Genomic DNA, 17,830 nt, shown 5'->3' on the forward strand with positions numbered 1-17,830 from the left:
GTTTGAATAAATTTTAGTAGTATATTTGCAGCGCAAACAAGAAAATAGTTTTATTCTATTGTTTGATAATACTGAAATTTTTAAACAACCAATAAAAGAAAAATTCATTATGAACGCAAATCAGGTAGTGGAAGATCTGAAAAGACGCTTCCCAAATGAGCCAGAGTACATCCAGGCTGTATCTCAGGTACTTCCTACAATCGAAGAAGAGTACAACAAGCACCCAGAATTTGAGCGTGCTAACCTCATTGAGCGTCTCTGTATTCCAGATCGCGTAATCGAGTTCCGTGTTTCATGGGTTGACGACAAGGGTAACGTACAGACTAACATGGGTTACCGTATCCAGCACAACAACGTTATCGGCCCTTACAAAGGCGGTATCCGTTTCCACCGTTCTGTAAACCTTGGTATCCTTAAGTTCCTTGCTTTCGAGCAGACTTTCAAGAACTCTCTTACAACTCTTCCAATGGGTGGTGCTAAGGGTGGTTCAGACTTCTCTCCACGTGGCAAGTCAGACGCCGAGGTTATGCGTTTCTGCCAGGCTTTCATGACTGAGCTTTACCGTCACGTAGGTGCTGACGAGGACGTTCCAGCAGGTGATATAGGTGTTGGTGGCCGCGAGGTTGGCTACATGTTCGGTATGTACAAGAAGCTTACTCACCAGTTTACTGGTATGCTTACAGGTAAGGGCCGTGAGTTCGGTGGTTCTCTTATCCGTCCTGAGGCTACAGGTTATGGTAACGTTTACTTCTTGCTTAACATGCTTAAGACTAAGAACATCGATATCAAGGGCAAGACAGTTCTTGTTTCAGGTTCAGGTAACGTTGCTCAGTACACTACAGAGAAGCTTATCCAGCTTGGCGCAAAGGTTGTTACTTTGTCTGATTCTAACGGTTACATCTACGATCCAGACGGTATCACTCGCGAGAAGCTCGACTTCGTAATGGATCTTAAGAACGTACAGCGCGGACGTATCAAGGAATATGCTGAGAAGTATGGCTGCAAGTATGTAGAGGGCGCTCGTCCTTGGGGCGAGAAGGCAGACATCGCTCTTCCATCTGCTACTCAGAACGAAATCAACGGCGAGGATGCACAGAAGCTAATCGCTAACGGCGTATTCGCAGTATCTGAGGGTGCTAACATGCCTTCTACTCCAGAGGCTATTAAAGTATTCCAGGATGCTAAGATTCTTTACGCTCCGGGTAAGGCAGCTAACGCTGGTGGTGTATCTGTATCAGGTCTTGAAATGTCACAGAACTCTGAGCGTCTTTCTTGGACTGCCGAGGAGGTTGACAACCAGCTTCACAGAATCATGGACGATATCCACGCTAACTGTGTTAAGTATGGTACTGAGGCTAACGGCTACGTTAACTACGTTAAGGGTGCTAACGTTGCAGGCTTCATGAAGGTTGCAAAGGCTATGATGGCTCAGGGTATCGTTTAATAACGAGACATAATCATAAGTTTTTGATTTTTGAAATAAAGGGCTGCTGGTATGTTTTTCATACCGGCAGTCTTCATTTTTACGGAGAAGACACACTTCTTGGCGCAGAAGCGCAAAAGCACTTTTCAAAAGCGATTTTTGCTTACGTCACACATTTTTACTATCTTTGTAAATGCGTATGTAAGAAAAAAATGTCAATGAATGAAGAATATAAGTAAAATATACGTGTTGTGTCTTATGCTTTTTTTATGCTTAACGCTACATGCACAAGACACCACAACGGGAAAGGCATCGTACTACTCAAACAAACTGCACGGGCGCAGAGTAAGCGACGGCACACGCTACAACAAAGACAGCATGACGTGCGCTCACCTAACCTATCCGCTGGGCACATACCTGAAGGTCAGAAACCCTAAAAACGACAAGGAAGTTATCGTAAAGGTAACAGACCGCGGTCCACACTCAAAACGACTGATGATAGATCTATCGTGGGCAGCCGCAAAAGAACTCGACATCATCCGCTCGGGAATAGCACTTGTCGAGGTATCGGTCTACAAGGAAATAGTGGTGCCATACAGGGACGATTCTCCTATAGAAGTACCAGAGTTAGACTGGGGCGTAGAAGAGGGCTCATACATGCCTAATTTCTCGTCGAGCATAAAGAAGAACAGAAGATAGCCTTCTATTCAAAATTCGAATTGCGAACTTTCTTCAGAAAAGCGACAATCTTCTCACGGCTCCACTTAGAACCAACCGAATACATCGCAAAAATGCCGTTATGCTCTGATGTCATGAAATAATTATCTACATTATTATCATTATAGAGTCTGTATACGATGTATTTTTCTATGCTGTCAGATTCTACAACTTCAAGTTTAATGCCATTTCCCGAAGTGAGAAATCTTCAGTATACCAATCATAATGCCCCCTTAGAAATTCAAATCCCTTTTTATTCTGTATTCTGTTAAAGCCCCCTTATATCATAAGAATCAATAGATAATGTTATCGAATCCTCACTTGCAAAAAAACGCGGTCTGCCAATATGCAGATACTCTTTTTCATACCACTTACCGTCAATATATACTTTCCCGTAAGGAAATCGCACTTACTCGGTATGATTCAATGTCTTTTTATATTCACAACTTTCAATAACGGAAACATGTTTTTGCTTTTGTGCACAAGCAAACTGCGTTGCGAACAATAGAATTTGAAATATTTTACTCTTCATTTATTTGACTGATGTTTATCTGTAAATTTACTACATTTCTTTAAAAGGGCAAATAAACGTTGTATTTCTTGCACGGAGATAGAGACTTGCAAAAAACAGAATGGCTAAATGGGGCATTTCTGAACCCGAGCGAATGCAATCAACAAACAACCCCGCAAATAAAAAAGGCTGTCCTTCTCAGAACAGCCTTTATATAGAATATAGAATATAACAATTATTCAGCCTTAGGAGCCTCTTCAGTAGCTTCAACAGCCTCTGTTGCAGGAGCCTCAGCCTCTACTGCTGCGCTATTCTTCTTAGAACGGCGAGTACGAGTCTTCTTAGCAGCAGCCTTTGCCATGTTCTCATCGAAGTCAACGAGTTCGATGAAGCACATTTCTGCAGCATCATCCTTACGAAGACCAGTCTTGATGATGCGAGTGTAACCACCTGGACGGTCAGCAACCTTTGCTGAAATCACCTGGAACAATTCTGTTACTGCAAACTTATTCTGCAAGTTGCTGAACACAACACGACGAGCGTTTGTAGTATCTTCCTTACTCTTAGTGATCAAAGGCTCAACAAACTTCTTCAAAGCCTTTGCCTTCGCAACAGTCGTAGTGATTCTTTTGCGCGGACTCAAGATTAAAGATGCTGCCATGTTTGACAACATTGCCTTTCTGTGAGATGCGGTACGACCCAAATGGTTAAATTTCTTATTATGTCTCATTTTTTTTATTCTTTATCTAATTTATACTTAGAAATATCAGTTCCAAACGAAAGATTCAGACTCTCTAGCAAATCATCAAGCTCAGTGAGCGATTTCTTACCAAAGTTACGGAACTTAAGCAGGTCGGTCTTGTTAAACTGTACCAAGTCGCCGAGTGTATCAACATCTGCAGCCTTCAAGCAGTTGAGGGCACGAACAGAAAGATCCATATCAGTCAACTTAGTCTTCAGCAACTGACGCATGTGCAATACCTCCTCATCGAACTCCTCGTTGTCATCAAGACCAGCATTCTCGATAGAGATCTTCTCGTCAGAGAACAACATGAAGTGGTAGATAAGGATTTTAGCAGCCTCCTTAAGAGCGTCCTTTGGATGAATGGAACCATCAGTTGTAATTTCAAGCAACAGCTTTTCGTAGTCGGTTTTCTGCTCAACGCGGAAATTCTCTACAGCGTACTTTACGTTACGGATTGGAGTGTAAATAGAGTCGATTGGAATCACGTTAACATCGCTGACATTGTCTCTGTTCTCCTCTGCATCGGCAGGGACATATCCGCGACCCTTGTTAATAGTGATGTCAATCTGCATTGTCGCTTTAGAATCTAAATGGCAAATAACCAATTCAGGGTTTAACACTTCAAATCCAGTCAAATACTTACCTATATCACCGGCTTTGAACTCGCTTGCGTTTGATACGGTAATGCTTACCTTCTCAAACTCGCGATCTGCTACTAATTGCTTGAAACGAACTTGCTTCAAGTTCAAGATAATGTTAGTAACATCTTCCTTAACGCCCTCTACAGAAGAGAATTCGTGCTCAACACCTGCAATACGGATGGTGTTGATTGCGAAACCTTCCAAAGATGAAAGAAGTATTCGGCGCAAGGCATTACCGATAGTAATACCAAAGCCAGGCTCCAATGGACGAAACTCGAATTTACCGAATTTGTCATTGGCCTCTAACATTAAAACTTTATCAGGTTTTTGAAATGCTAATATCGCCATTCTTCAATTATTATTTAGAGTACAACTCGACAATCATTTGCTCTTTAATGTTCTCTGGAATGTCAGCACGCTCTGGCTTGTGAAGGAACTTACCAGCCTTTGCGCTTTCCTCCCACTCCAACCAAGGGTACTTGCTGTGGTTGAAGCCAGCCAATGCATTGGCAATAACCTCCAATGACTTTGACTTCTCGCGAACAGCAATAACCTGACCTGGCTTAACTGCGTATGAAGGGATGTTAACAACAGCACCGTCAACAGTGATGTGCTTGTGGTTAACCAACTGACGAGCAGCTGCACGTGTTGGAGCAATACCCAAACGGAACACTACATTGTCAAGACGTGACTCCAAGTTCTGCAACAATACCTCACCGGTAATGCCGTCTGAACTGGCAGCCTTCTCAAACATGATACGGAATTGTTTCTCGAGAACGCCATAAGTGTATTTTGCCTTCTGCTTCTCTGCCAACATGGCACCGTACTCAGAAGTCTTCTTGCGACGGTTGTTACCGTGCTGTCCAGGAGCATAATTCTTCTTTGAAAGAACCTTGTCAGCTCCAAAAATAGGCTCGCCAAACTTACGTGCGATTCTTGATTTTGGTCCAGTATATCTAGCCATACTTTCTTTAATTTTAGTTTTTTGTGTTAAAATGAGACTGCCTTACAGTTGCAGCCGAAACACAGTCTCATTTTGATAAATCGGTTATTTCAATTATACTCTTCTTCTCTTTGGAGGACGGCAACCATTATGTGGCAATGGAGTAACGTCTATAATCTCTGTAACCTCGATACCAGCTCCGTGTACAGTTCTGATAGCAGACTCACGTCCGTTACCTGGACCCTTAACGTATGCCTTAACCTTTCTTAGGCCAAGATCGAACGCTACCTTAGCGCAATCCTGGGCAGCCATCTGAGCTGCATAAGGAGTGTTCTTCTTAGAACCTCTAAATCCCATCTTACCAGCTGAAGACCATGAAATAATCTGACCCTCACTGTTTGCCAAAGAAACGATGATGTTGTTGAATGAGCTATGTACGTGCAACTGACCCATAGCGTCAACCTTTACGTTTCTCTTTTTAGCTGCGACTGTTTTCTTTGCCATATCTAATTATTATTTAGTAGCTTTTTTCTTGTTTGCAACTGTCTTCTTCTTACCCTTGCGAGTACGAGCGTTGTTCTTAGTACTCTGACCGCGAACAGGAAGACCAATACGGTGACGTACACCACGGTAGCAACCGATATCCATCAAACGCTTAATATTCAACTGAATCTCAGAGCGAAGGTCACCCTCTACCTTGTATTCAGCAGCAATAATCTCACGGATCTTACCAGCCTGGTCGTCGGTCCAGTCCTTTACCTTAATGTCCTTGTCGACACCAGCCTTCTCCAAGATTTTTGCTGAGCTACTACGACCTATACCGTATACGTAGGTCAACGCGATTTCACCTCTCTTATTCTGAGGCAAATCTACACCAACAATTCTAATTGCCATATTCTATATTATTTTTTTCTGCAAAAATAATCAATTAACCCTGACGCATTTTAAACTTAGGGTTCTTTTTGTTAATAACATATAAACGTCCCTTGCGACGAACAATCTTGCACTCAGGGGTACGCTTCTTTAATGATGCTCTTGTTTTCATATCTAATTTTATTTATATCTGAATACTATTCTGCCTTTTGAAAGATCGTATGGAGACATCTCCACGCGAACCTTGTCGCCGGGCAATATCTTTATGTAATGCATTCTCATCTTACCTGAGATATGTGCTGTAATCTCGTGACCGTTTTCCAGTTCAACACGAAACATTGCATTAGACAATGCCTCTACGATTACTCCGTCTTGTTCTATAGCTGACTGCTTTGCCATATAATAATTAAATTGCTTTATCTCCTAAAACTTCTTCGATAAACTCGAATGATGAAAGAATATCTGCGCCGTTCTTGCGTACCGCAATCGTATGCTCGTAATGGGCAGCAACTGAATGGTCGCGAGTCTTTATACCCCATCTGTCCTGTTCCATGTATATCTCACGACTTCCCAACGTAATCATTGGCTCAATCGCAATACACAGACCATTCTTTATCTGAGGTCCGTTACCTCTTCGACCATAGTTCGGTACTTGCGGATCTTCGTGCATTTCCCTGCCAATTCCATGTCCAACAAATTCGCGGACAACTCCGTATCCTTTGTCTTCGCAATGTGTCTGGACAGCAAAGCCGATATCACCCAAACGCCTTCCGGGAGCAGCCTGCTCAATACCCTTGTAAAGCGATTCCTTTGTTGTCTTCAGAAGTTGCATAACCTCCGGACTTACCTCGCCAACACAGAATGTGTAGCACGAATCGCCATTAAAACCGTTCAGAAGAGTTCCACAATCAACAGAAACGATATCACCCTCTTCAAGCGGATTATCATTTGGTATTCCATGTACAACCTGATCGTTTACAGATGTACAGATGCTCGCAGGGAACGGACCGCCATAAGGATTGGGGAAACCAAGGAATGTTGGTTCAGCCCCATGGTCGCGAATGAAAGTATCGGCAACCTTATCCAATTGGCGGGTTGTTACACCCGGCTGTATAATCTTGGCAAGTTCTGCCAGTGTTTTACCCACCAGCAGATTTGCTTGCCTAAGTAGTTCTATTTCTTCATCAGTCTTAAGAAATATCATTGCCTTTAATCAATAATATTTAAGCTACAGGAGCAGCATTACGGCCACGGATGTGACCTTCCTCCAACAATCCGTCATAGTGACTCATCAGCAAATGGCTTTCGATCTGCTGCAGAGTATCAAGCACTACACCTACAAGAATCAACAAAGATGTTCCACCAAAGAACTGAGCGAACTCTGCCTTTACACCGAATATACCGGCAAATGCTGGCATACAAGCGATGAATGCCAAGAACAAAGAACCCGGAAGAATAATGCGGCTCATGATACCGTCGATATAATCTGCAGTATCCTTACCCGGCTTAATCTTTGGGATGTAGCCGTTGCTACGCTTCAAGTCCTCTGCCATCTGAACAGGATTCAGTGTAATTGCTGTATACAGATATGTAAATCCTATAATCAACAAGGCAAATACAATATTGTAAAGCCAGCTTGTATGATCCATAAACAACATTACAACAGAATTGTTGCTCTTACCGCTAAAGCCTGCAAGTGTCAGAGGGATGAACATGATAGCCTGTGCAAAGATGATAGGCATTACATTAGCAGCGTATGGCTTCAATGGGATATACTGGCGAGCACCACCGTACTGACGGTTGCCAACAATCTTCTTTGCATAGTCAACAGGAACTCGGCGAGTACCCTGAACAAGAAGAATTGCTGCCATCATAACTGCCAACAGAATTACCATCTCTATCAAGAACATTACCAAACCACCAGCGTGCGCATTCTCCAAGCGAGTTACAACTTCCTGTGTGAATGATGCTGGTAGGCGAGCAATGATACCGAGCATGATGATAATTGATACACCATTACCGATTCCACGGTCTGTAATACGCTCACCCAACCAAAGGATGAACATACTTCCGCCTGCCAAAATGACAGTAGAAATCAGCTGGAATGCCAATCCACTGATTGCAGGATTTATAGCATCACCTGCTTGCGCCTTCAAGTTTTCGATATAGAAATAGCCCTGAACAATCAATATAACCAAAGTCAGATAACGGGTATACTGATTAAGCTTTCTTCTACCGCTTTCGCCCTCACGCTGCATCTTCTGAACAGAAGGCATGATCATCGACGCAATCTGGATTGCAATTGAAGCAGATATGTATGGCATGATTCCCAATGCAAAAATCGAAGCATTTGAGAACGCACCGCCCGAGAACATGTTCAACAATTGCATCAAACCGTTATTGGTCTGCTCATGCAAACGTGCCAGCTGACCAGGGTCAATACCAGGTAGAACCACAAACGAACCAAAACGGTATATTGCAGCGAAAAGGAGAGTTATGAGGATCTTCATACGAAGATCCTTAATTCTCCACATATTCAACAATGTTTCTCTAGCCTTTCCCATTTTGATTTACAGTTTTACTGCATTACCACCTGCTGCCTGAATAGCAGCTTCAGCACTCTTAGAGAAAGCGTTTGCCTCAACGTCAACCTTAGCAGTCAAAGCACCGTTGCCGAGAACCTTAACCTTAGCGTTAGCTGAAACAAAACCTGCTGCAACGAAATCGTTGATAGTTACCTTTGCAAGATTCTTTGCCTCTACCAACTTCTGGATAGCATCCAAGTTTACTGGCTGGAACTCAACACGGTTGAAGTTCTTGAAACCAAACTTAGGTAGACGGCGCTGAAGAGGCATCTGACCACCTTCGAAACCAATCTTATTCTTATAACCAGATCTTGCCTTTGCACCCTTGTGACCACGAGTAGAAGTGCCGCCCTTACCAGAACCTGGACCACGACCAATTCTCTTTGCAGTCTTAACAGAGCCAGCAGCTGGCTTCAAATTACTTAAATTCATATCAAATCTATGTTAAACGATTGATTACTTAATAATAGTTACTAGGTGATGAACCTTAGCAATCTGACCACGCAAAGAAGGAGTATCCTCACGCTCTACAACGTGATTCAACTTTTTCAATCCAAGTGTATCAAGACAGCTTTTCTGGTCCTTAGGAGCACCAATTCTGCTTCTGATCTGCTTAATTTTGATAGTTGCCATAAATATTCCTCCTTTTTATTTATCCTCTAAATACTTTGTCAAGACTCACACCTCTGTTTTGTGCAATAGTCTTAGCGTCACGCATCTCAGCAAGAGCCTCGAAAGTTGCCTTTACAAGGTTGTGAGGGTTTGATGAGCCCTTAGACTTTGCAAGAACGTCAGTAATACCGACACTCTCTAAAACAGCACGCATAGCACCACCTGCTACCACTCCGGTACCAGTAGATGCAGGCTTGATAAATACCTCAGCACCGCCGAACTTAGCAGCCTGCTCGTGTGGAACAGTTCCCTTAAGAACAGGAACCTTTACAAGGTTCTTCTTTGCAGACTCAACGCCCTTAGCGATTGCTGCTGTAACCTCACCAGCCTTACCAAGACCGTAGCCAATGATACCATTACCATCACCTACAACTACAATAGCAGAGAATGTGAAAGTTCTACCACCCTTTGTAACCTTAGTAACGCGGTTAATAGCAACCAATCTGTCCTTCAATTCGACATCGCTGCCTATTTTTACATTTTTTACTGCCATAATTAATTAGAATTTAAGTCCACCATTGCGGGCAGCGTCAGCTACCTCCTTGATTCTACCATGATACAAGTATCCGTTACGGTCGAATACGACAGTAGTAACACCAGCTTCCTGTGCCTTCTTGGCAATCAGTTCGCCAACCTTGGCAGCCTGCTCCTTCTTAGGCATAGCTTCCATGCCAAGTGAAGATGCAGAAGCAAGAGTAGTACCAGTCAAATCGTTAATAACCTGTACATAGATCTGCTTGTTGCTGCGGAATACGCTCAAACGTGGACGCTCTGTTGTACCTGTAATCTTATTACGTACTCTGTATTTGATTTTGATTCGTCTATCTGATTTTGTTGTCATAATCGTAGGAGTTTAAAATTATTTAGCACCAGCTGACTTACCAGACTTTCTACGAATCTGTTCGCCAACAAACAAAATACCCTTTCCTTTGTAAGGCTCTGGCTTACGGAAAGAACGAATCTTAGAGCAAACCTGGCCCAACAACTGCTTATCGCAAGACTCCAATATGATAATTGGATTCTGGTTTCTCTCAGACTTAGTTTCAACCTTAATCTCAGATGGCAACTCGAAGAAAATGCTATGAGTGTAACCCAAAGCGAATTCAATGATGTTACCCTGGTTAGATGCACGATAACCTACACCAACCAACTCCAAAGTCTTCTTGTAGCCTTCAGAAACACCGTGAACCATATTGTTCACCAATGCACGGTACAAACCGTGGAATGCCTGCTGCTGCTTTGGATCAATATCAGCACCTTCAACTGGGGCAAAAGAAATCTTGCCGTCAGTATAATCAACAGATATAGAAGGATCAACAGTCTGTGTTAGCTCACCCTTTGGGCCCTTAACTGAAACCACATTGTCCTTAAGTGTTACTGTAACACCTGCAGGGACTACGATAGGTAACTTTCCAATTCTTGACATATCTGAATCCTCCTATTAATATACATAACAAAGCACTTCACCACCTATCTTAAGTTCTGAAGCCTCTTTATCAGTCATTACACCTTTAGATGTAGATATTATAGCAATACCCAATCCGTTAATAACTCTCGGCATGTCCTTGTAGCCTGTGTACTTACGCAAACCTGGAGTAGAAACTCTCTTGAGGCTCTTGATAGCGTTAACCTTGTTAACAGCATCGTACTTCAATGCTACCTTAATTGTTCCCTGTGGGCCCTCCTCGATGAACTTGTAGTTCAGGATGTAACCCTTGTCGAACAAGATCTTAGTGATCTCCTTCTTCAAGTTTGATGCAGGGATTTCAACAACTCTGTGCTTTGCACTAATTGCATTTCTCAATCTGGTGAGATAATCTGCTATTGGATCTGTCATATAAATGTTATTAAATTAATCAGGACTACCCTGACAATATTTAAAAATGTTCTGTTATTACCAGCTTGCCTTCTTTACACCTGGAATCAAACCGTTTGAAGCCATCTCGCGGAACTGAATACGTGAGATACCGAACTGACGGATATAGCCCTTTGGACGACCAGTCAGCTTGCAACGGTTGTGAAGACGGATAGGATTAGCGTTCTTTGGAATAGACTGCAACTTCTGAGCAGCTTCGTATGCCTCAGCAGCATCGCCAGTGTTAACAATCTTCTTCAAAGCAGCACGCTTCTCAGCATATTTAGCAACAAGTTTAGCTCTCTTTACTTCACGAGCCTTCATTGATTCTTTTGCCATACTTTATTATTTTTTAGCGTCCTTAAATGGTAAACCAAACTCCTTCAGAAGAGCGTAACCCTCCTCGTCTGTTTTCGCAGTTGTAACGAAAGTGATGTTCATACCCAAAATGCGCTCGATAGAATCGATGTTGATTTCTGGGAAGATGATCTGCTCCTGAATACCCAATGTATAGTTACCACGACCATCGAACTTGCTCTCGATACCCTTGAAGTCGCGGATACGTGGCAATGCCACGCGAACCAACTTCTCAAGGAACTCGTACATCTTCTCGCGACGCAATGTTACCATGACACCGATAGGCATCTTCTTACGCAACTTGAAGTTTGCAACGTCCTTGCGAGAAACTGTAGCTACAGCCTTCTGACCTGTGATAGCTGTGATCTCATTGATAGCAACATCGATGATCTTCTTGTCTGCAGTAGCCATACCAAGACCCTGGTTGATGACAATCTTCTTCAGTACAGGAATCTGCATCTTTGAGCTATAATTGAACTGTTTCATCAATGCTGGAGCGATGCTCTCAGCATAGACTTTTTTAAGGTTTGCAGTATTACTCATTACTTAATCTCCTCTCCAGATTTTTTAGCGACGCGCACCTTAGTGCCATCTTCGTTAATTTTAATACCCACACGAGTTGGCTTACCTGACTTAGGGTCAACCAAATTCAAGTTAGAGATATGAATAGGGGCTTCCTGCTTTACGATACCGCCATTTGGGTTCTGAGCACTTGGCTTCTGGCTCTTAGATACCATGTTAAGACCCTCAACGATAGCGCGGTTCTCCTCAACGAAGACCTTAACCACCTTACCAGTCTTTCCCTTATCCTTACCAGTATTGACGTAAACTGTATCGCCTTTCTTAATATGTAACTTACTCATTACTGTATACTTATAAAATTAAAGTACTTCAGGTGCTAATGAAACAACCTTCATGTTAGCAGCACGCAACTCACGTGCAACAGGACCGAAAATACGACTACCTCTCAACTCACCTGCATTGTTCAACAATACGCAAGCATTATCATCAAAACGAATATAAGAACCGTCAGCACGACGAATTTCTTTCTTAGTACGTACAATCAAAGCCTTTGATACCGCACCCTTCTTTACATCACTTGATGGGATAACATTCTGTACAGCGACAACGATAGTGTCACCTACAGAAGCATAACGGCGCTTAGTTCCACCCAATACACGGATACACTTAGCTTCACGAGCACCGCTGTTATCAGCTACTACCAATCTTGATTCTGCCTGTATCATAATTACTTAGCTCTTTCAATAATTTCAACTAGTCTCCATCTCTTAGTCTTGCTCAATGGACGAGTCTCCATGATCAAAACTGTATCACCAACATGACTGTCATTCTTTTCGTCATGTGCATGGTACTTCTTAGTCTTGCTAACGAACTTACCATAGATAGGGTGTTTCTCCTTAAACTTAGCGGCAACAACAATAGTCTTATCCATCTTGTCGCTAATAACAACACCTGTTCTCTGCTTTCTTAAATTTCTTTCCATGAGGAGCATTATTTTTTAAGTTCTCTCTGACGCAATTCTGACTTCATACGAGCAATCGTACGGCGCAACGCCTTAATCTGTGCAGTGTTCTGCAACGGAGAGATTGAATGATTTAACTTCATCTGATTGTAGTTAGCTACCTCAGTCTCTATTCTTTCAGCTAAATCCTTATCTGACAATTCTCTTACTTCTGCTATCTTCATAATTAAGCGTTTTTATCGTAATCACGTCTAACAATAAACTTTGTAGTCACTGGGAGCTTCTGAGCAGCAAGGCGCAAAGCCTCCTTAGCGATTTCATAAGGTACACCTTCTACCTCGAAGATGATACGACCAGGAGTCAATGGGAATACGTATCCTACTGGATCACCCTTACCCTTACCCATTCGGACGTCGGCTGGCTTCTTAGTGATTGGTTTATCAGGGAAGACACGAATCCAAATCTGACCCTCACGCTGCATATAACGTGTTACAGCAACACGGGCAGCTTCAATCTGACGACCTGTAAGCCATCTTGTATCCAAAGACTTGATACCGAATGTACCGAAGGCCAACTGGTTACCTCTCTGGGCATTACCTTTGCAGCGGCCCTTTTGCGGTCTTCTATATTTGGTTCTTTTTGGTTGTAACATAATGTCTAACTAATTAGCGATTGTTGTTCTTTTTGTTTCTGAAATTTCTCTTGCCGTTGTTGTTACCATTACCACGACCATTCTCCTTAGCCTGAACGAAGTTAGGCGCAAGATCTCTCTTGCCGTAAACCTCACCCTTGCAGATCCATACCTTGATACCAAGCAAACCAACCTTAGTCAGAGCCTCAGTGTGGCAATAGTCGATATCTGCACGGAAAGTGTGCAATGGAGTACGGCCTTCCTTGAACATTTCAGAACGTGCCATTTCTGCACCGTTAAGACGACCTGAGATCAAAACCTTGATACCCTCAGCACCCATTCTCATAGTGTTTGCAACAGCCATCTTGATAGCACGGCGGTAAGCGATCTTACCCTCTACCTGGCGAGCGATGTTGTTAGCAACAATGACTGCATCGAGTTCTGGCTTCTTTATCTCGAAGATGTTGATCTGGATGTCCTTATCAGTAATCTTCTTCAACTCTTCCTTAAGTTTGTCAACTTCCTGGCCACCCTTACCAATGATAATACCCGGACGGGCAGTGCAAACAGTAATAGTAACGAGCTTCAATGTACGCTCTATAACGATTCTTGAAACGCTAGCCTTAGCAAGACGAGCATTCAGGTACTTGCGGATTTTGCTGTCCTCTAGCAGAGAATCGCCGAAGTTCTTGCCGCCATACCAATTAGAATCCCAACCACGGATAATACCAAGTCTGTTACTTATCGGATTAACTTTCTGTCCCATCTATTTAGTCTTTATCATTAGTTTTTGTATCAACGTACAAAGTCACGTGATTTGAACGTTTGCGGATTCTGTAACCTCTACCCTGTGGTGCTGGTCTCATTCTCTTAAGAGTTACACCCTCGTCAACAAATGCTGTAGTTACAAAAAGTTCGCCCTCTTCAGCCTTGCGATCATTCTTCTGTTCCCAGTTTGCGATTGCTGAGCGCAACAACTTTTCTACGCCAGCAGAAGCAGCCTTGCTTGAGAACTTCAAAGTACCAAGTGCTCTATTAACCTCCATTCCACGAATCATGTCAACAACATATCTCATCTTGCGTGGTGAAGAAGGAACATTTCGCATTGTAGCGAAAGACTGGGTTTTCTGTGCCTCTTTTCTTGCAGCAGAAGCAATCTTCTTTCTTTTGCCCATGATTATATTATTCTTCTTTTTAATCTTAACAAATCTCGTTCCTATTTCTTACCTGCGTGGCCGCCGAATCTGCGTGTTGGAGCAAATTCACCTAGTTTGTGACCAACCATGTTCTCAGTAACATAAACAGGAATAAATTTATTTCCGTTGTGAACTGCAACTGTATGTCCCACGAAATCTGGGGAAATCATTGAAGCTCTAGCCCATGTTTTAACAACGTTCTTCTTGCCACTCTCATTCATAGCAAGTATCTTCTTCTCAAGACTTACGTTGATGTATGGACCTTTTTTTAATGAACGACTCATAATTTACTCAATTAACTTAGTTACTTTTTAGCTCTTTCGATAATATACTTGTTAGACTGCTTCTTTGGACGTCTTGTCTTAAGACCCTTAGCATACAATCCCTTACGTGAACGTGGGTGACCACCAGACTGACGACCTTCACCACCACCCATTGGGTGATCAACTGGGTTCATAACGACACCACGGTTGTGTGGACGACGGCCCAACCAGCGTGAGCGACCTGCCTTACCTGATGACTCAAGTGAGTGGTCTGAGTTACCTACGCTACCGATTGTAGCCTTGCATGTGCCCAAAACTTTACGAAGCTCGCCTGAAGGCAACTTGATAACACAATAGTCACCGTCACGTGAAGTTAACTGAGCGAAATTACCTGCAGAACGAACAAGGAGAGCGCCCTGACCCGGACGAAGCTCGATGTTGTGTATTACAGTACCGACAGGGATGTTCTGCAATGGAAGTGCATTACCGACCTCAGGTGCTGCCTTCTCTCCAGACATCAGAGTACTGCCAACCTGCAGACCGTTAGGAGCAATAATATAACGCTTTTCACCATCAGCGTAGAACAACAATGCGATACGAGCCGAACGGTTTGGATCGTACTCAATTGTCTTTACTACAGCTGGAACACCATCCTTCTCTCTCTTGAAATCGATAAAACGGAATTTTCTCTTGTGACCGCCGCCGTTGTAGCGCATTGTCATCTTTCCGACATTGTTACGGCCACCTGTTGAACGCTTACCGTATACAAGAGATTTTTCTGGTACTGATGCAGTAATTTCTTCGAAAGTACCAATAATCTTGTGTCTCTGACCCGGTGTTGTGGGCTTAAATTTACGTACTGCCATCTTTTATTTAAATATTACTATAAAAATCAATAGTATCGCCTTCCTTCAAAGTCACAATTGCTTTCTTGACAGCGTTTGTGCGGCCCTTAATAAGACCTGCCTTTGTGTAGCGGCTCTTGTTTCTACCTGCGTAGTTAACAGTGTTAACTGCTACAACTGTTACGTTGTATAGAGTCTCAACCTCCTTCTTAATCTCAAGTTTGTTAGCCTCTGGCTTTACAAGGAAACCATACTTTACCTGAGCCGGCTTAGTGTAAGAGTAAACTGTCTTCTCCTTCTGAACGCCGCCTTTGTACTTGCCATTCTTTGTCTTTACAACATACTTGACAACTTCAGCGGTTGCATTCTTAGCCTGAGCATTCTTCTCTGAGGTGTAAAGCTTCTTATCTTCAGAAGACTTAGTTGTGATTGCAGTCATTTTCTCTGTAATCAGCGGTTTGATAATAAATGCCATATTCTAACCTCCTTACTTGATTAAGATTTTTTCAATTTCCTTCAATGAACTCTCAGTAACGACCAAAGCGTCTGCATTCAACACCTTGTAAGTATTAATTGCAGAAGCGATAGCTACGTCAGCGCGCTGGATATTACGAGCAGACAAATATACATTTTTATTTGCTTCTGGCAAAACTACAAGCAACTTTTTATCAGCAACTTTGAGATTATTTGACATAGCAACGAACTCCTTAGTCTTTGGAGCCTCAAAATTGAAATCTTCAACTACCAAAATAGCGTTTGCCTGAGCCTTGTAAGACAAAGCACTCTTACGAGCAAGAGCCTTAACTTTCTTGTTCAACTTGAAGCCATAGTCGCGTGGAGTTGGACCGAATACACGACCACCACCAACCAAAACTGGAGAGTTGATATCACCACGACGAGCGCCGCCGCCACCTTTCTGACGACCAAGCTTGCGAGTAGAACCGCTAACCTCACTTCTTTCCTTAGACTTTGCTGTACCCTGACGCTGATTAGCCATGTACTGCTTTACGTCAAGATAAATAGCATGATCGTTAGGCTCGATAGCAAAGATTGCATCGTTAAGAGTAACCTTCTTACCGGTTTCCTCGCCCTTAATATTTAATACATTAACTTCCATTATTTCTCAATTATTACGATTGAACCTTTACATCCCGGAACAGAACCTTTAATCAAAAGAAGGTTGTGCTCAGGAATAACCTTTAACACCTGTAGGTTGTGAGTAGTAACACGGTCGCCACCCATCTGGCCGCCCATGCGCATACCCTTGAATACCTTTGCTGGGTATGAACAAGCACCGATAGAACCTGGCTTACGCAGACGGTCGTCCTGACCGTGAGTGCTCTGGCCTACACCGCCGAAACCATGACGCTTAACAACGCCCTGGAAACCCTTACCCTTAGATGTACCAACAACGTCAACATAGTTAACATCGTTGAACAGCTCAACTGTAATTACGTCACCGAGGTTGTACTCAGTGTCAAAATCTTTGAATTCGGCCAAGTGGCGCTTTGGTGTTACACCAGCCTTCTTAAAGTGTCCCATCATTGGCTTAGAAGTATTCTTCTCCTTAGCTTCCTGAAAACCTACCTGAACGGCAGCGTAACCATCTTTCTCGACACTCTTAATCTGAGTAACAACACAAGGACCTACTTCGATAACAGTGCATGGTACATTCTTACCCTCGGCACTGAATACGGATGTCATTCCGATTTTCTTTCCTAATAATCCTGGCATTTCAGTAATTTTTAATAAAATCTTTTAATGTACTAAACCTTAATCTCAACTTCTACACCACTTGGAAGCTCAAGCTTCATCAAAGCATCAACAGTCTTAGCTGTAGAGCTATAGATGTCGATAAGTCTCTTGAATGAAGAAAGCTCGAACTGCTCGCGAGACTTCTTGTTAACGAATGTAGAACGGTTAACAGTGAAGATACGCTTGTGTGTTGGCAATGGAATAGGACCGCTAACGATAGCGCCTGTTGCCTTAACTGTCTTTACAATCTTCTCGGCAGACTTGTCAACCAAGTTGTGATCGTAAGATTTTAGTTTAATTCTAATTTTCTGACTCATTTTGTTTTATTAAATTGT

Annotated in this window: 32 protein-coding genes; 2 read left to right on the forward strand and 30 right to left on the reverse strand. The window is 42.8% G+C overall.

Translation table 11 applies throughout. The annotated features are described in order from the left end of the window. Window positions 1-109: 109 nt before the first annotated feature. Together T538_RS0103600 and T538_RS0103610 are read left to right on the forward strand one after the other, a co-directional pair. Window positions 110-1,444, forward strand: coding sequence for an NADP-specific glutamate dehydrogenase (locus T538_RS0103600; protein WP_031532203.1), 1,335 nt, complete (start codon window positions 110-112; stop codon window positions 1,442-1,444). Between the two features lie 201 nt (window positions 1,445-1,645). Then, window positions 1,646-2,122, forward strand: a complete 477-nt coding sequence (locus T538_RS0103610; RefSeq protein WP_034538854.1) for a septal ring lytic transglycosylase RlpA family protein — start codon at window positions 1,646-1,648, stop codon at window positions 2,120-2,122. A 764-nt stretch (window positions 2,123-2,886) separates the two neighbouring features. On the opposite strand, the gene rplQ is transcribed toward T538_RS0103610, so the two are convergent. The 30 genes from rplQ to rpsJ form a co-directional block, all read right to left on the reverse strand. Beyond that, the gene (gene rplQ / locus T538_RS0103620; RefSeq protein WP_031532206.1) at window positions 2,887-3,381 is read right to left on the reverse strand and encodes a 50S ribosomal protein L17; all 495 of its coding nucleotides are present in this window, start codon (window positions 3,379-3,381) and stop codon (window positions 2,887-2,889) included. Window positions 3,382-3,386: 5 nt separating this feature from the next. Further along, window positions 3,387-4,385, reverse strand: a complete 999-nt coding sequence (locus tag T538_RS0103625; RefSeq protein ID WP_031532207.1) for a DNA-directed RNA polymerase subunit alpha — start codon at window positions 4,383-4,385, stop codon at window positions 3,387-3,389. 10 nt (window positions 4,386-4,395) lie between these two features. Next, on the reverse strand, window positions 4,396-5,001 hold the full coding sequence (rpsD, locus tag T538_RS0103630) for a 30S ribosomal protein S4 (protein WP_031540817.1): 606 nt from the start codon (window positions 4,999-5,001) through the stop codon (window positions 4,396-4,398). Window positions 5,002-5,094: 93 nt separating this feature from the next. Continuing rightward, on the reverse strand, window positions 5,095-5,484 hold the full coding sequence (gene rpsK / locus T538_RS0103635) for a 30S ribosomal protein S11 (RefSeq protein ID WP_031532209.1): 390 nt from the start codon (window positions 5,482-5,484) through the stop codon (window positions 5,095-5,097). A 9-nt stretch (window positions 5,485-5,493) separates the two neighbouring features. Then, entirely contained in the window at window positions 5,494-5,874 is a 381-nt protein-coding gene (rpsM, locus tag T538_RS0103640; protein ID WP_031532210.1) for a 30S ribosomal protein S13, read from the reverse strand. A 34-nt stretch (window positions 5,875-5,908) separates the two neighbouring features. Continuing rightward, complete coding sequence (ykgO, locus tag T538_RS17980; RefSeq protein WP_008623101.1) at window positions 5,909-6,025, reverse strand: type B 50S ribosomal protein L36; 117 nt, start codon at window positions 6,023-6,025, stop codon at window positions 5,909-5,911. Window positions 6,026-6,033: 8 nt separating this feature from the next. Continuing rightward, the gene (infA, locus tag T538_RS0103645) at window positions 6,034-6,252 is read right to left on the reverse strand and encodes a translation initiation factor IF-1 (protein WP_002558052.1); all 219 of its coding nucleotides are present in this window, start codon (window positions 6,250-6,252) and stop codon (window positions 6,034-6,036) included. 7 nt (window positions 6,253-6,259) lie between these two features. Then, window positions 6,260-7,057, reverse strand: a complete 798-nt coding sequence (gene map / locus T538_RS0103650; RefSeq protein ID WP_031532217.1) for a type I methionyl aminopeptidase — start codon at window positions 7,055-7,057, stop codon at window positions 6,260-6,262. A 19-nt stretch (window positions 7,058-7,076) separates the two neighbouring features. Next, window positions 7,077-8,417 carry a preprotein translocase subunit SecY gene (secY, locus tag T538_RS0103655; RefSeq protein ID WP_031532219.1) on the reverse strand — a complete coding sequence of 447 codons (1,341 nt, stop codon included), beginning with the start codon at window positions 8,415-8,417 and terminating at the stop codon, window positions 7,077-7,079. A 6-nt stretch (window positions 8,418-8,423) separates the two neighbouring features. Continuing rightward, on the reverse strand, window positions 8,424-8,870 hold the full coding sequence (gene rplO, locus T538_RS0103660) for a 50S ribosomal protein L15 (RefSeq protein ID WP_031532220.1): 447 nt from the start codon (window positions 8,868-8,870) through the stop codon (window positions 8,424-8,426). Window positions 8,871-8,894: 24 nt separating this feature from the next. Then, window positions 8,895-9,071, reverse strand: a complete 177-nt coding sequence (rpmD, locus tag T538_RS0103665; protein WP_031532222.1) for a 50S ribosomal protein L30 — start codon at window positions 9,069-9,071, stop codon at window positions 8,895-8,897. Window positions 9,072-9,090: 19 nt separating this feature from the next. Then, a complete protein-coding gene (rpsE, locus tag T538_RS0103670; RefSeq protein WP_031532223.1) occupies window positions 9,091-9,603 on the reverse strand; it encodes a 30S ribosomal protein S5 in 513 nt (170 codons plus the stop codon). Window positions 9,604-9,609: 6 nt separating this feature from the next. Next, window positions 9,610-9,951 carry a 50S ribosomal protein L18 gene (rplR, locus tag T538_RS0103675; RefSeq protein WP_031532225.1) on the reverse strand — a complete coding sequence of 114 codons (342 nt, stop codon included), beginning with the start codon at window positions 9,949-9,951 and terminating at the stop codon, window positions 9,610-9,612. 18 nt (window positions 9,952-9,969) lie between these two features. Then, window positions 9,970-10,536, reverse strand: a complete 567-nt coding sequence (rplF, locus tag T538_RS0103680; protein ID WP_031532227.1) for a 50S ribosomal protein L6 — start codon at window positions 10,534-10,536, stop codon at window positions 9,970-9,972. Window positions 10,537-10,551: 15 nt separating this feature from the next. Beyond that, on the reverse strand, window positions 10,552-10,947 hold the full coding sequence (gene rpsH / locus T538_RS0103685; RefSeq protein ID WP_031532228.1) for a 30S ribosomal protein S8: 396 nt from the start codon (window positions 10,945-10,947) through the stop codon (window positions 10,552-10,554). 57 nt (window positions 10,948-11,004) lie between these two features. Continuing rightward, complete coding sequence (rpsN, locus tag T538_RS0103690; RefSeq protein ID WP_031532230.1) at window positions 11,005-11,304, reverse strand: 30S ribosomal protein S14; 300 nt, start codon at window positions 11,302-11,304, stop codon at window positions 11,005-11,007. A gap of 6 nt (window positions 11,305-11,310) precedes the next feature. Further along, complete coding sequence (rplE, locus tag T538_RS0103695; RefSeq protein WP_031532231.1) at window positions 11,311-11,865, reverse strand: 50S ribosomal protein L5; 555 nt, start codon at window positions 11,863-11,865, stop codon at window positions 11,311-11,313. Continuing rightward, entirely contained in the window at window positions 11,865-12,185 is a 321-nt protein-coding gene (gene rplX, locus T538_RS0103700; RefSeq protein ID WP_031532232.1) for a 50S ribosomal protein L24, read from the reverse strand. The genes rplE and rplX overlap by 1 nt, the downstream gene beginning before the upstream one ends. Window positions 12,186-12,203: 18 nt before the next feature. Next, entirely contained in the window at window positions 12,204-12,569 is a 366-nt protein-coding gene (gene rplN, locus T538_RS0103705) for a 50S ribosomal protein L14 (RefSeq protein ID WP_031532234.1), read from the reverse strand. 2 nt (window positions 12,570-12,571) lie between these two features. Next, a complete protein-coding gene (gene rpsQ, locus T538_RS0103710; RefSeq protein WP_031532235.1) occupies window positions 12,572-12,835 on the reverse strand; it encodes a 30S ribosomal protein S17 in 264 nt (87 codons plus the stop codon). After that, complete coding sequence (rpmC, locus tag T538_RS0103715; protein WP_031532236.1) at window positions 12,835-13,029, reverse strand: 50S ribosomal protein L29; 195 nt, start codon at window positions 13,027-13,029, stop codon at window positions 12,835-12,837. The genes rpsQ and rpmC overlap by 1 nt, the downstream gene beginning before the upstream one ends. Before the next feature lie 2 nt (window positions 13,030-13,031). Then, window positions 13,032-13,457 carry a 50S ribosomal protein L16 gene (gene rplP, locus T538_RS0103720; protein WP_031532238.1) on the reverse strand — a complete coding sequence of 142 codons (426 nt, stop codon included), beginning with the start codon at window positions 13,455-13,457 and terminating at the stop codon, window positions 13,032-13,034. Between the two features lie 13 nt (window positions 13,458-13,470). Next, a complete protein-coding gene (rpsC, locus tag T538_RS0103725; RefSeq protein ID WP_031532239.1) occupies window positions 13,471-14,202 on the reverse strand; it encodes a 30S ribosomal protein S3 in 732 nt (243 codons plus the stop codon). A gap of 4 nt (window positions 14,203-14,206) precedes the next feature. After that, complete coding sequence (rplV, locus tag T538_RS0103730; protein WP_031532241.1) at window positions 14,207-14,611, reverse strand: 50S ribosomal protein L22; 405 nt, start codon at window positions 14,609-14,611, stop codon at window positions 14,207-14,209. Between the two features lie 41 nt (window positions 14,612-14,652). Then, a complete protein-coding gene (rpsS, locus tag T538_RS0103735) occupies window positions 14,653-14,916 on the reverse strand; it encodes a 30S ribosomal protein S19 (RefSeq protein ID WP_031532242.1) in 264 nt (87 codons plus the stop codon). 20 nt (window positions 14,917-14,936) lie between these two features. Then, window positions 14,937-15,761, reverse strand: a complete 825-nt coding sequence (gene rplB / locus T538_RS0103740) for a 50S ribosomal protein L2 (RefSeq protein ID WP_031532243.1) — start codon at window positions 15,759-15,761, stop codon at window positions 14,937-14,939. 7 nt (window positions 15,762-15,768) lie between these two features. Next, the gene (gene rplW, locus T538_RS0103745; protein ID WP_031532244.1) at window positions 15,769-16,215 is read right to left on the reverse strand and encodes a 50S ribosomal protein L23; all 447 of its coding nucleotides are present in this window, start codon (window positions 16,213-16,215) and stop codon (window positions 15,769-15,771) included. 12 nt (window positions 16,216-16,227) lie between these two features. Further along, entirely contained in the window at window positions 16,228-16,857 is a 630-nt protein-coding gene (gene rplD, locus T538_RS0103750) for a 50S ribosomal protein L4 (protein WP_031532245.1), read from the reverse strand. Further along, window positions 16,857-17,474 (reverse strand): 50S ribosomal protein L3, encoded by a 618-nt coding sequence (gene rplC, locus T538_RS0103755; RefSeq protein WP_031532246.1) that lies wholly within the window; start codon window positions 17,472-17,474, stop codon window positions 16,857-16,859. The genes rplD and rplC overlap by 1 nt, the downstream gene beginning before the upstream one ends. Before the next feature lie 32 nt (window positions 17,475-17,506). Next, the gene (gene rpsJ / locus T538_RS0103760) at window positions 17,507-17,812 is read right to left on the reverse strand and encodes a 30S ribosomal protein S10 (protein ID WP_031532247.1); all 306 of its coding nucleotides are present in this window, start codon (window positions 17,810-17,812) and stop codon (window positions 17,507-17,509) included. Window positions 17,813-17,830 lie beyond the last annotated feature (18 nt).

The organism is Bacteroides sp. Ga6A2, assembly GCF_000702225.1.
Lineage (GTDB): Bacteria > Bacteroidota > Bacteroidia > Bacteroidales > Bacteroidaceae > Ga6A1.

Coding starts and splice junctions, on each gene's coding strand:
- infA (WP_002558052.1), bottom strand. CDS start 6,252: ATGGCAAAGCAGTCAGCTATAGAACAAGACGGAGTAATCGTAGAGGCA.
- rplQ (WP_031532206.1), bottom strand. CDS start 3,381: ATGAGACATAATAAGAAATTTAACCATTTGGGTCGTACCGCATCTCAC.
- rpsN (WP_031532230.1), bottom strand. CDS start 11,304: ATGGCAAAAGAATCAATGAAGGCTCGTGAAGTAAAGAGAGCTAAACTT.
- rpsK (WP_031532209.1), bottom strand. CDS start 5,484: ATGGCAAAGAAAACAGTCGCAGCTAAAAAGAGAAACGTAAAGGTTGAC.
- rplO (WP_031532220.1), bottom strand. CDS start 8,870: ATGAATTTAAGTAATTTGAAGCCAGCTGCTGGCTCTGTTAAGACTGCA.
- rplW (WP_031532244.1), bottom strand. CDS start 16,215: ATGGCATTTATTATCAAACCGCTGATTACAGAGAAAATGACTGCAATC.
- rpsE (WP_031532223.1), bottom strand. CDS start 9,603: ATGGCAGTAAAAAATGTAAAAATAGGCAGCGATGTCGAATTGAAGGAC.
- rpsJ (WP_031532247.1), bottom strand. CDS start 17,812: ATGAGTCAGAAAATTAGAATTAAACTAAAATCTTACGATCACAACTTG.
- rplX (WP_031532232.1), bottom strand. CDS start 12,185: ATGAGTAAGTTACATATTAAGAAAGGCGATACAGTTTACGTCAATACT.
- rplP (WP_031532238.1), bottom strand. CDS start 13,457: ATGTTACAACCAAAAAGAACCAAATATAGAAGACCGCAAAAGGGCCGC.
- rplB (WP_031532243.1), bottom strand. CDS start 15,761: ATGGCAGTACGTAAATTTAAGCCCACAACACCGGGTCAGAGACACAAG.
- rpsM (WP_031532210.1), bottom strand. CDS start 5,874: ATGGCAATTAGAATTGTTGGTGTAGATTTGCCTCAGAATAAGAGAGGT.
- rplN (WP_031532234.1), bottom strand. CDS start 12,569: ATGATACAGGCAGAATCAAGATTGGTAGTAGCTGATAACAGCGGTGCT.
- rplR (WP_031532225.1), bottom strand. CDS start 9,951: ATGACAACAAAATCAGATAGACGAATCAAAATCAAATACAGAGTACGT.
- rplC (WP_031532246.1), bottom strand. CDS start 17,474: ATGCCAGGATTATTAGGAAAGAAAATCGGAATGACATCCGTATTCAGT.
- ykgO (WP_008623101.1), bottom strand. CDS start 6,025: ATGAAAACAAGAGCATCATTAAAGAAGCGTACCCCTGAGTGCAAGATT.
- rplE (WP_031532231.1), bottom strand. CDS start 11,865: ATGAGTAATACTGCAAACCTTAAAAAAGTCTATGCTGAGAGCATCGCT.
- T538_RS0103600 (WP_031532203.1), top strand. CDS start 110: ATGAACGCAAATCAGGTAGTGGAAGATCTGAAAAGACGCTTCCCAAAT.
- rpmD (WP_031532222.1), bottom strand. CDS start 9,071: ATGGCAACTATCAAAATTAAGCAGATCAGAAGCAGAATTGGTGCTCCT.
- rpsC (WP_031532239.1), bottom strand. CDS start 14,202: ATGGGACAGAAAGTTAATCCGATAAGTAACAGACTTGGTATTATCCGT.
- T538_RS0103625 (WP_031532207.1), bottom strand. CDS start 4,385: ATGGCGATATTAGCATTTCAAAAACCTGATAAAGTTTTAATGTTAGAG.
- secY (WP_031532219.1), bottom strand. CDS start 8,417: ATGGGAAAGGCTAGAGAAACATTGTTGAATATGTGGAGAATTAAGGAT.
- T538_RS0103610 (WP_034538854.1), top strand. CDS start 1,646: ATGAAGAATATAAGTAAAATATACGTGTTGTGTCTTATGCTTTTTTTA.
- rpmC (WP_031532236.1), bottom strand. CDS start 13,029: ATGAAGATAGCAGAAGTAAGAGAATTGTCAGATAAGGATTTAGCTGAA.
- rplD (WP_031532245.1), bottom strand. CDS start 16,857: ATGGAAGTTAATGTATTAAATATTAAGGGCGAGGAAACCGGTAAGAAG.
- map (WP_031532217.1), bottom strand. CDS start 7,057: ATGATATTTCTTAAGACTGATGAAGAAATAGAACTACTTAGGCAAGCA.
- rpsD (WP_031540817.1), bottom strand. CDS start 5,001: ATGGCTAGATATACTGGACCAAAATCAAGAATCGCACGTAAGTTTGGC.
- rplV (WP_031532241.1), bottom strand. CDS start 14,611: ATGGGCAAAAGAAAGAAGATTGCTTCTGCTGCAAGAAAAGAGGCACAG.
- rpsQ (WP_031532235.1), bottom strand. CDS start 12,835: ATGCTCCTCATGGAAAGAAATTTAAGAAAGCAGAGAACAGGTGTTGTT.
- rpsH (WP_031532228.1), bottom strand. CDS start 10,947: ATGACAGATCCAATAGCAGATTATCTCACCAGATTGAGAAATGCAATT.
- rplF (WP_031532227.1), bottom strand. CDS start 10,536: ATGTCAAGAATTGGAAAGTTACCTATCGTAGTCCCTGCAGGTGTTACA.
- rpsS (WP_031532242.1), bottom strand. CDS start 14,916: ATGAGTCGTTCATTAAAAAAAGGTCCATACATCAACGTAAGTCTTGAG.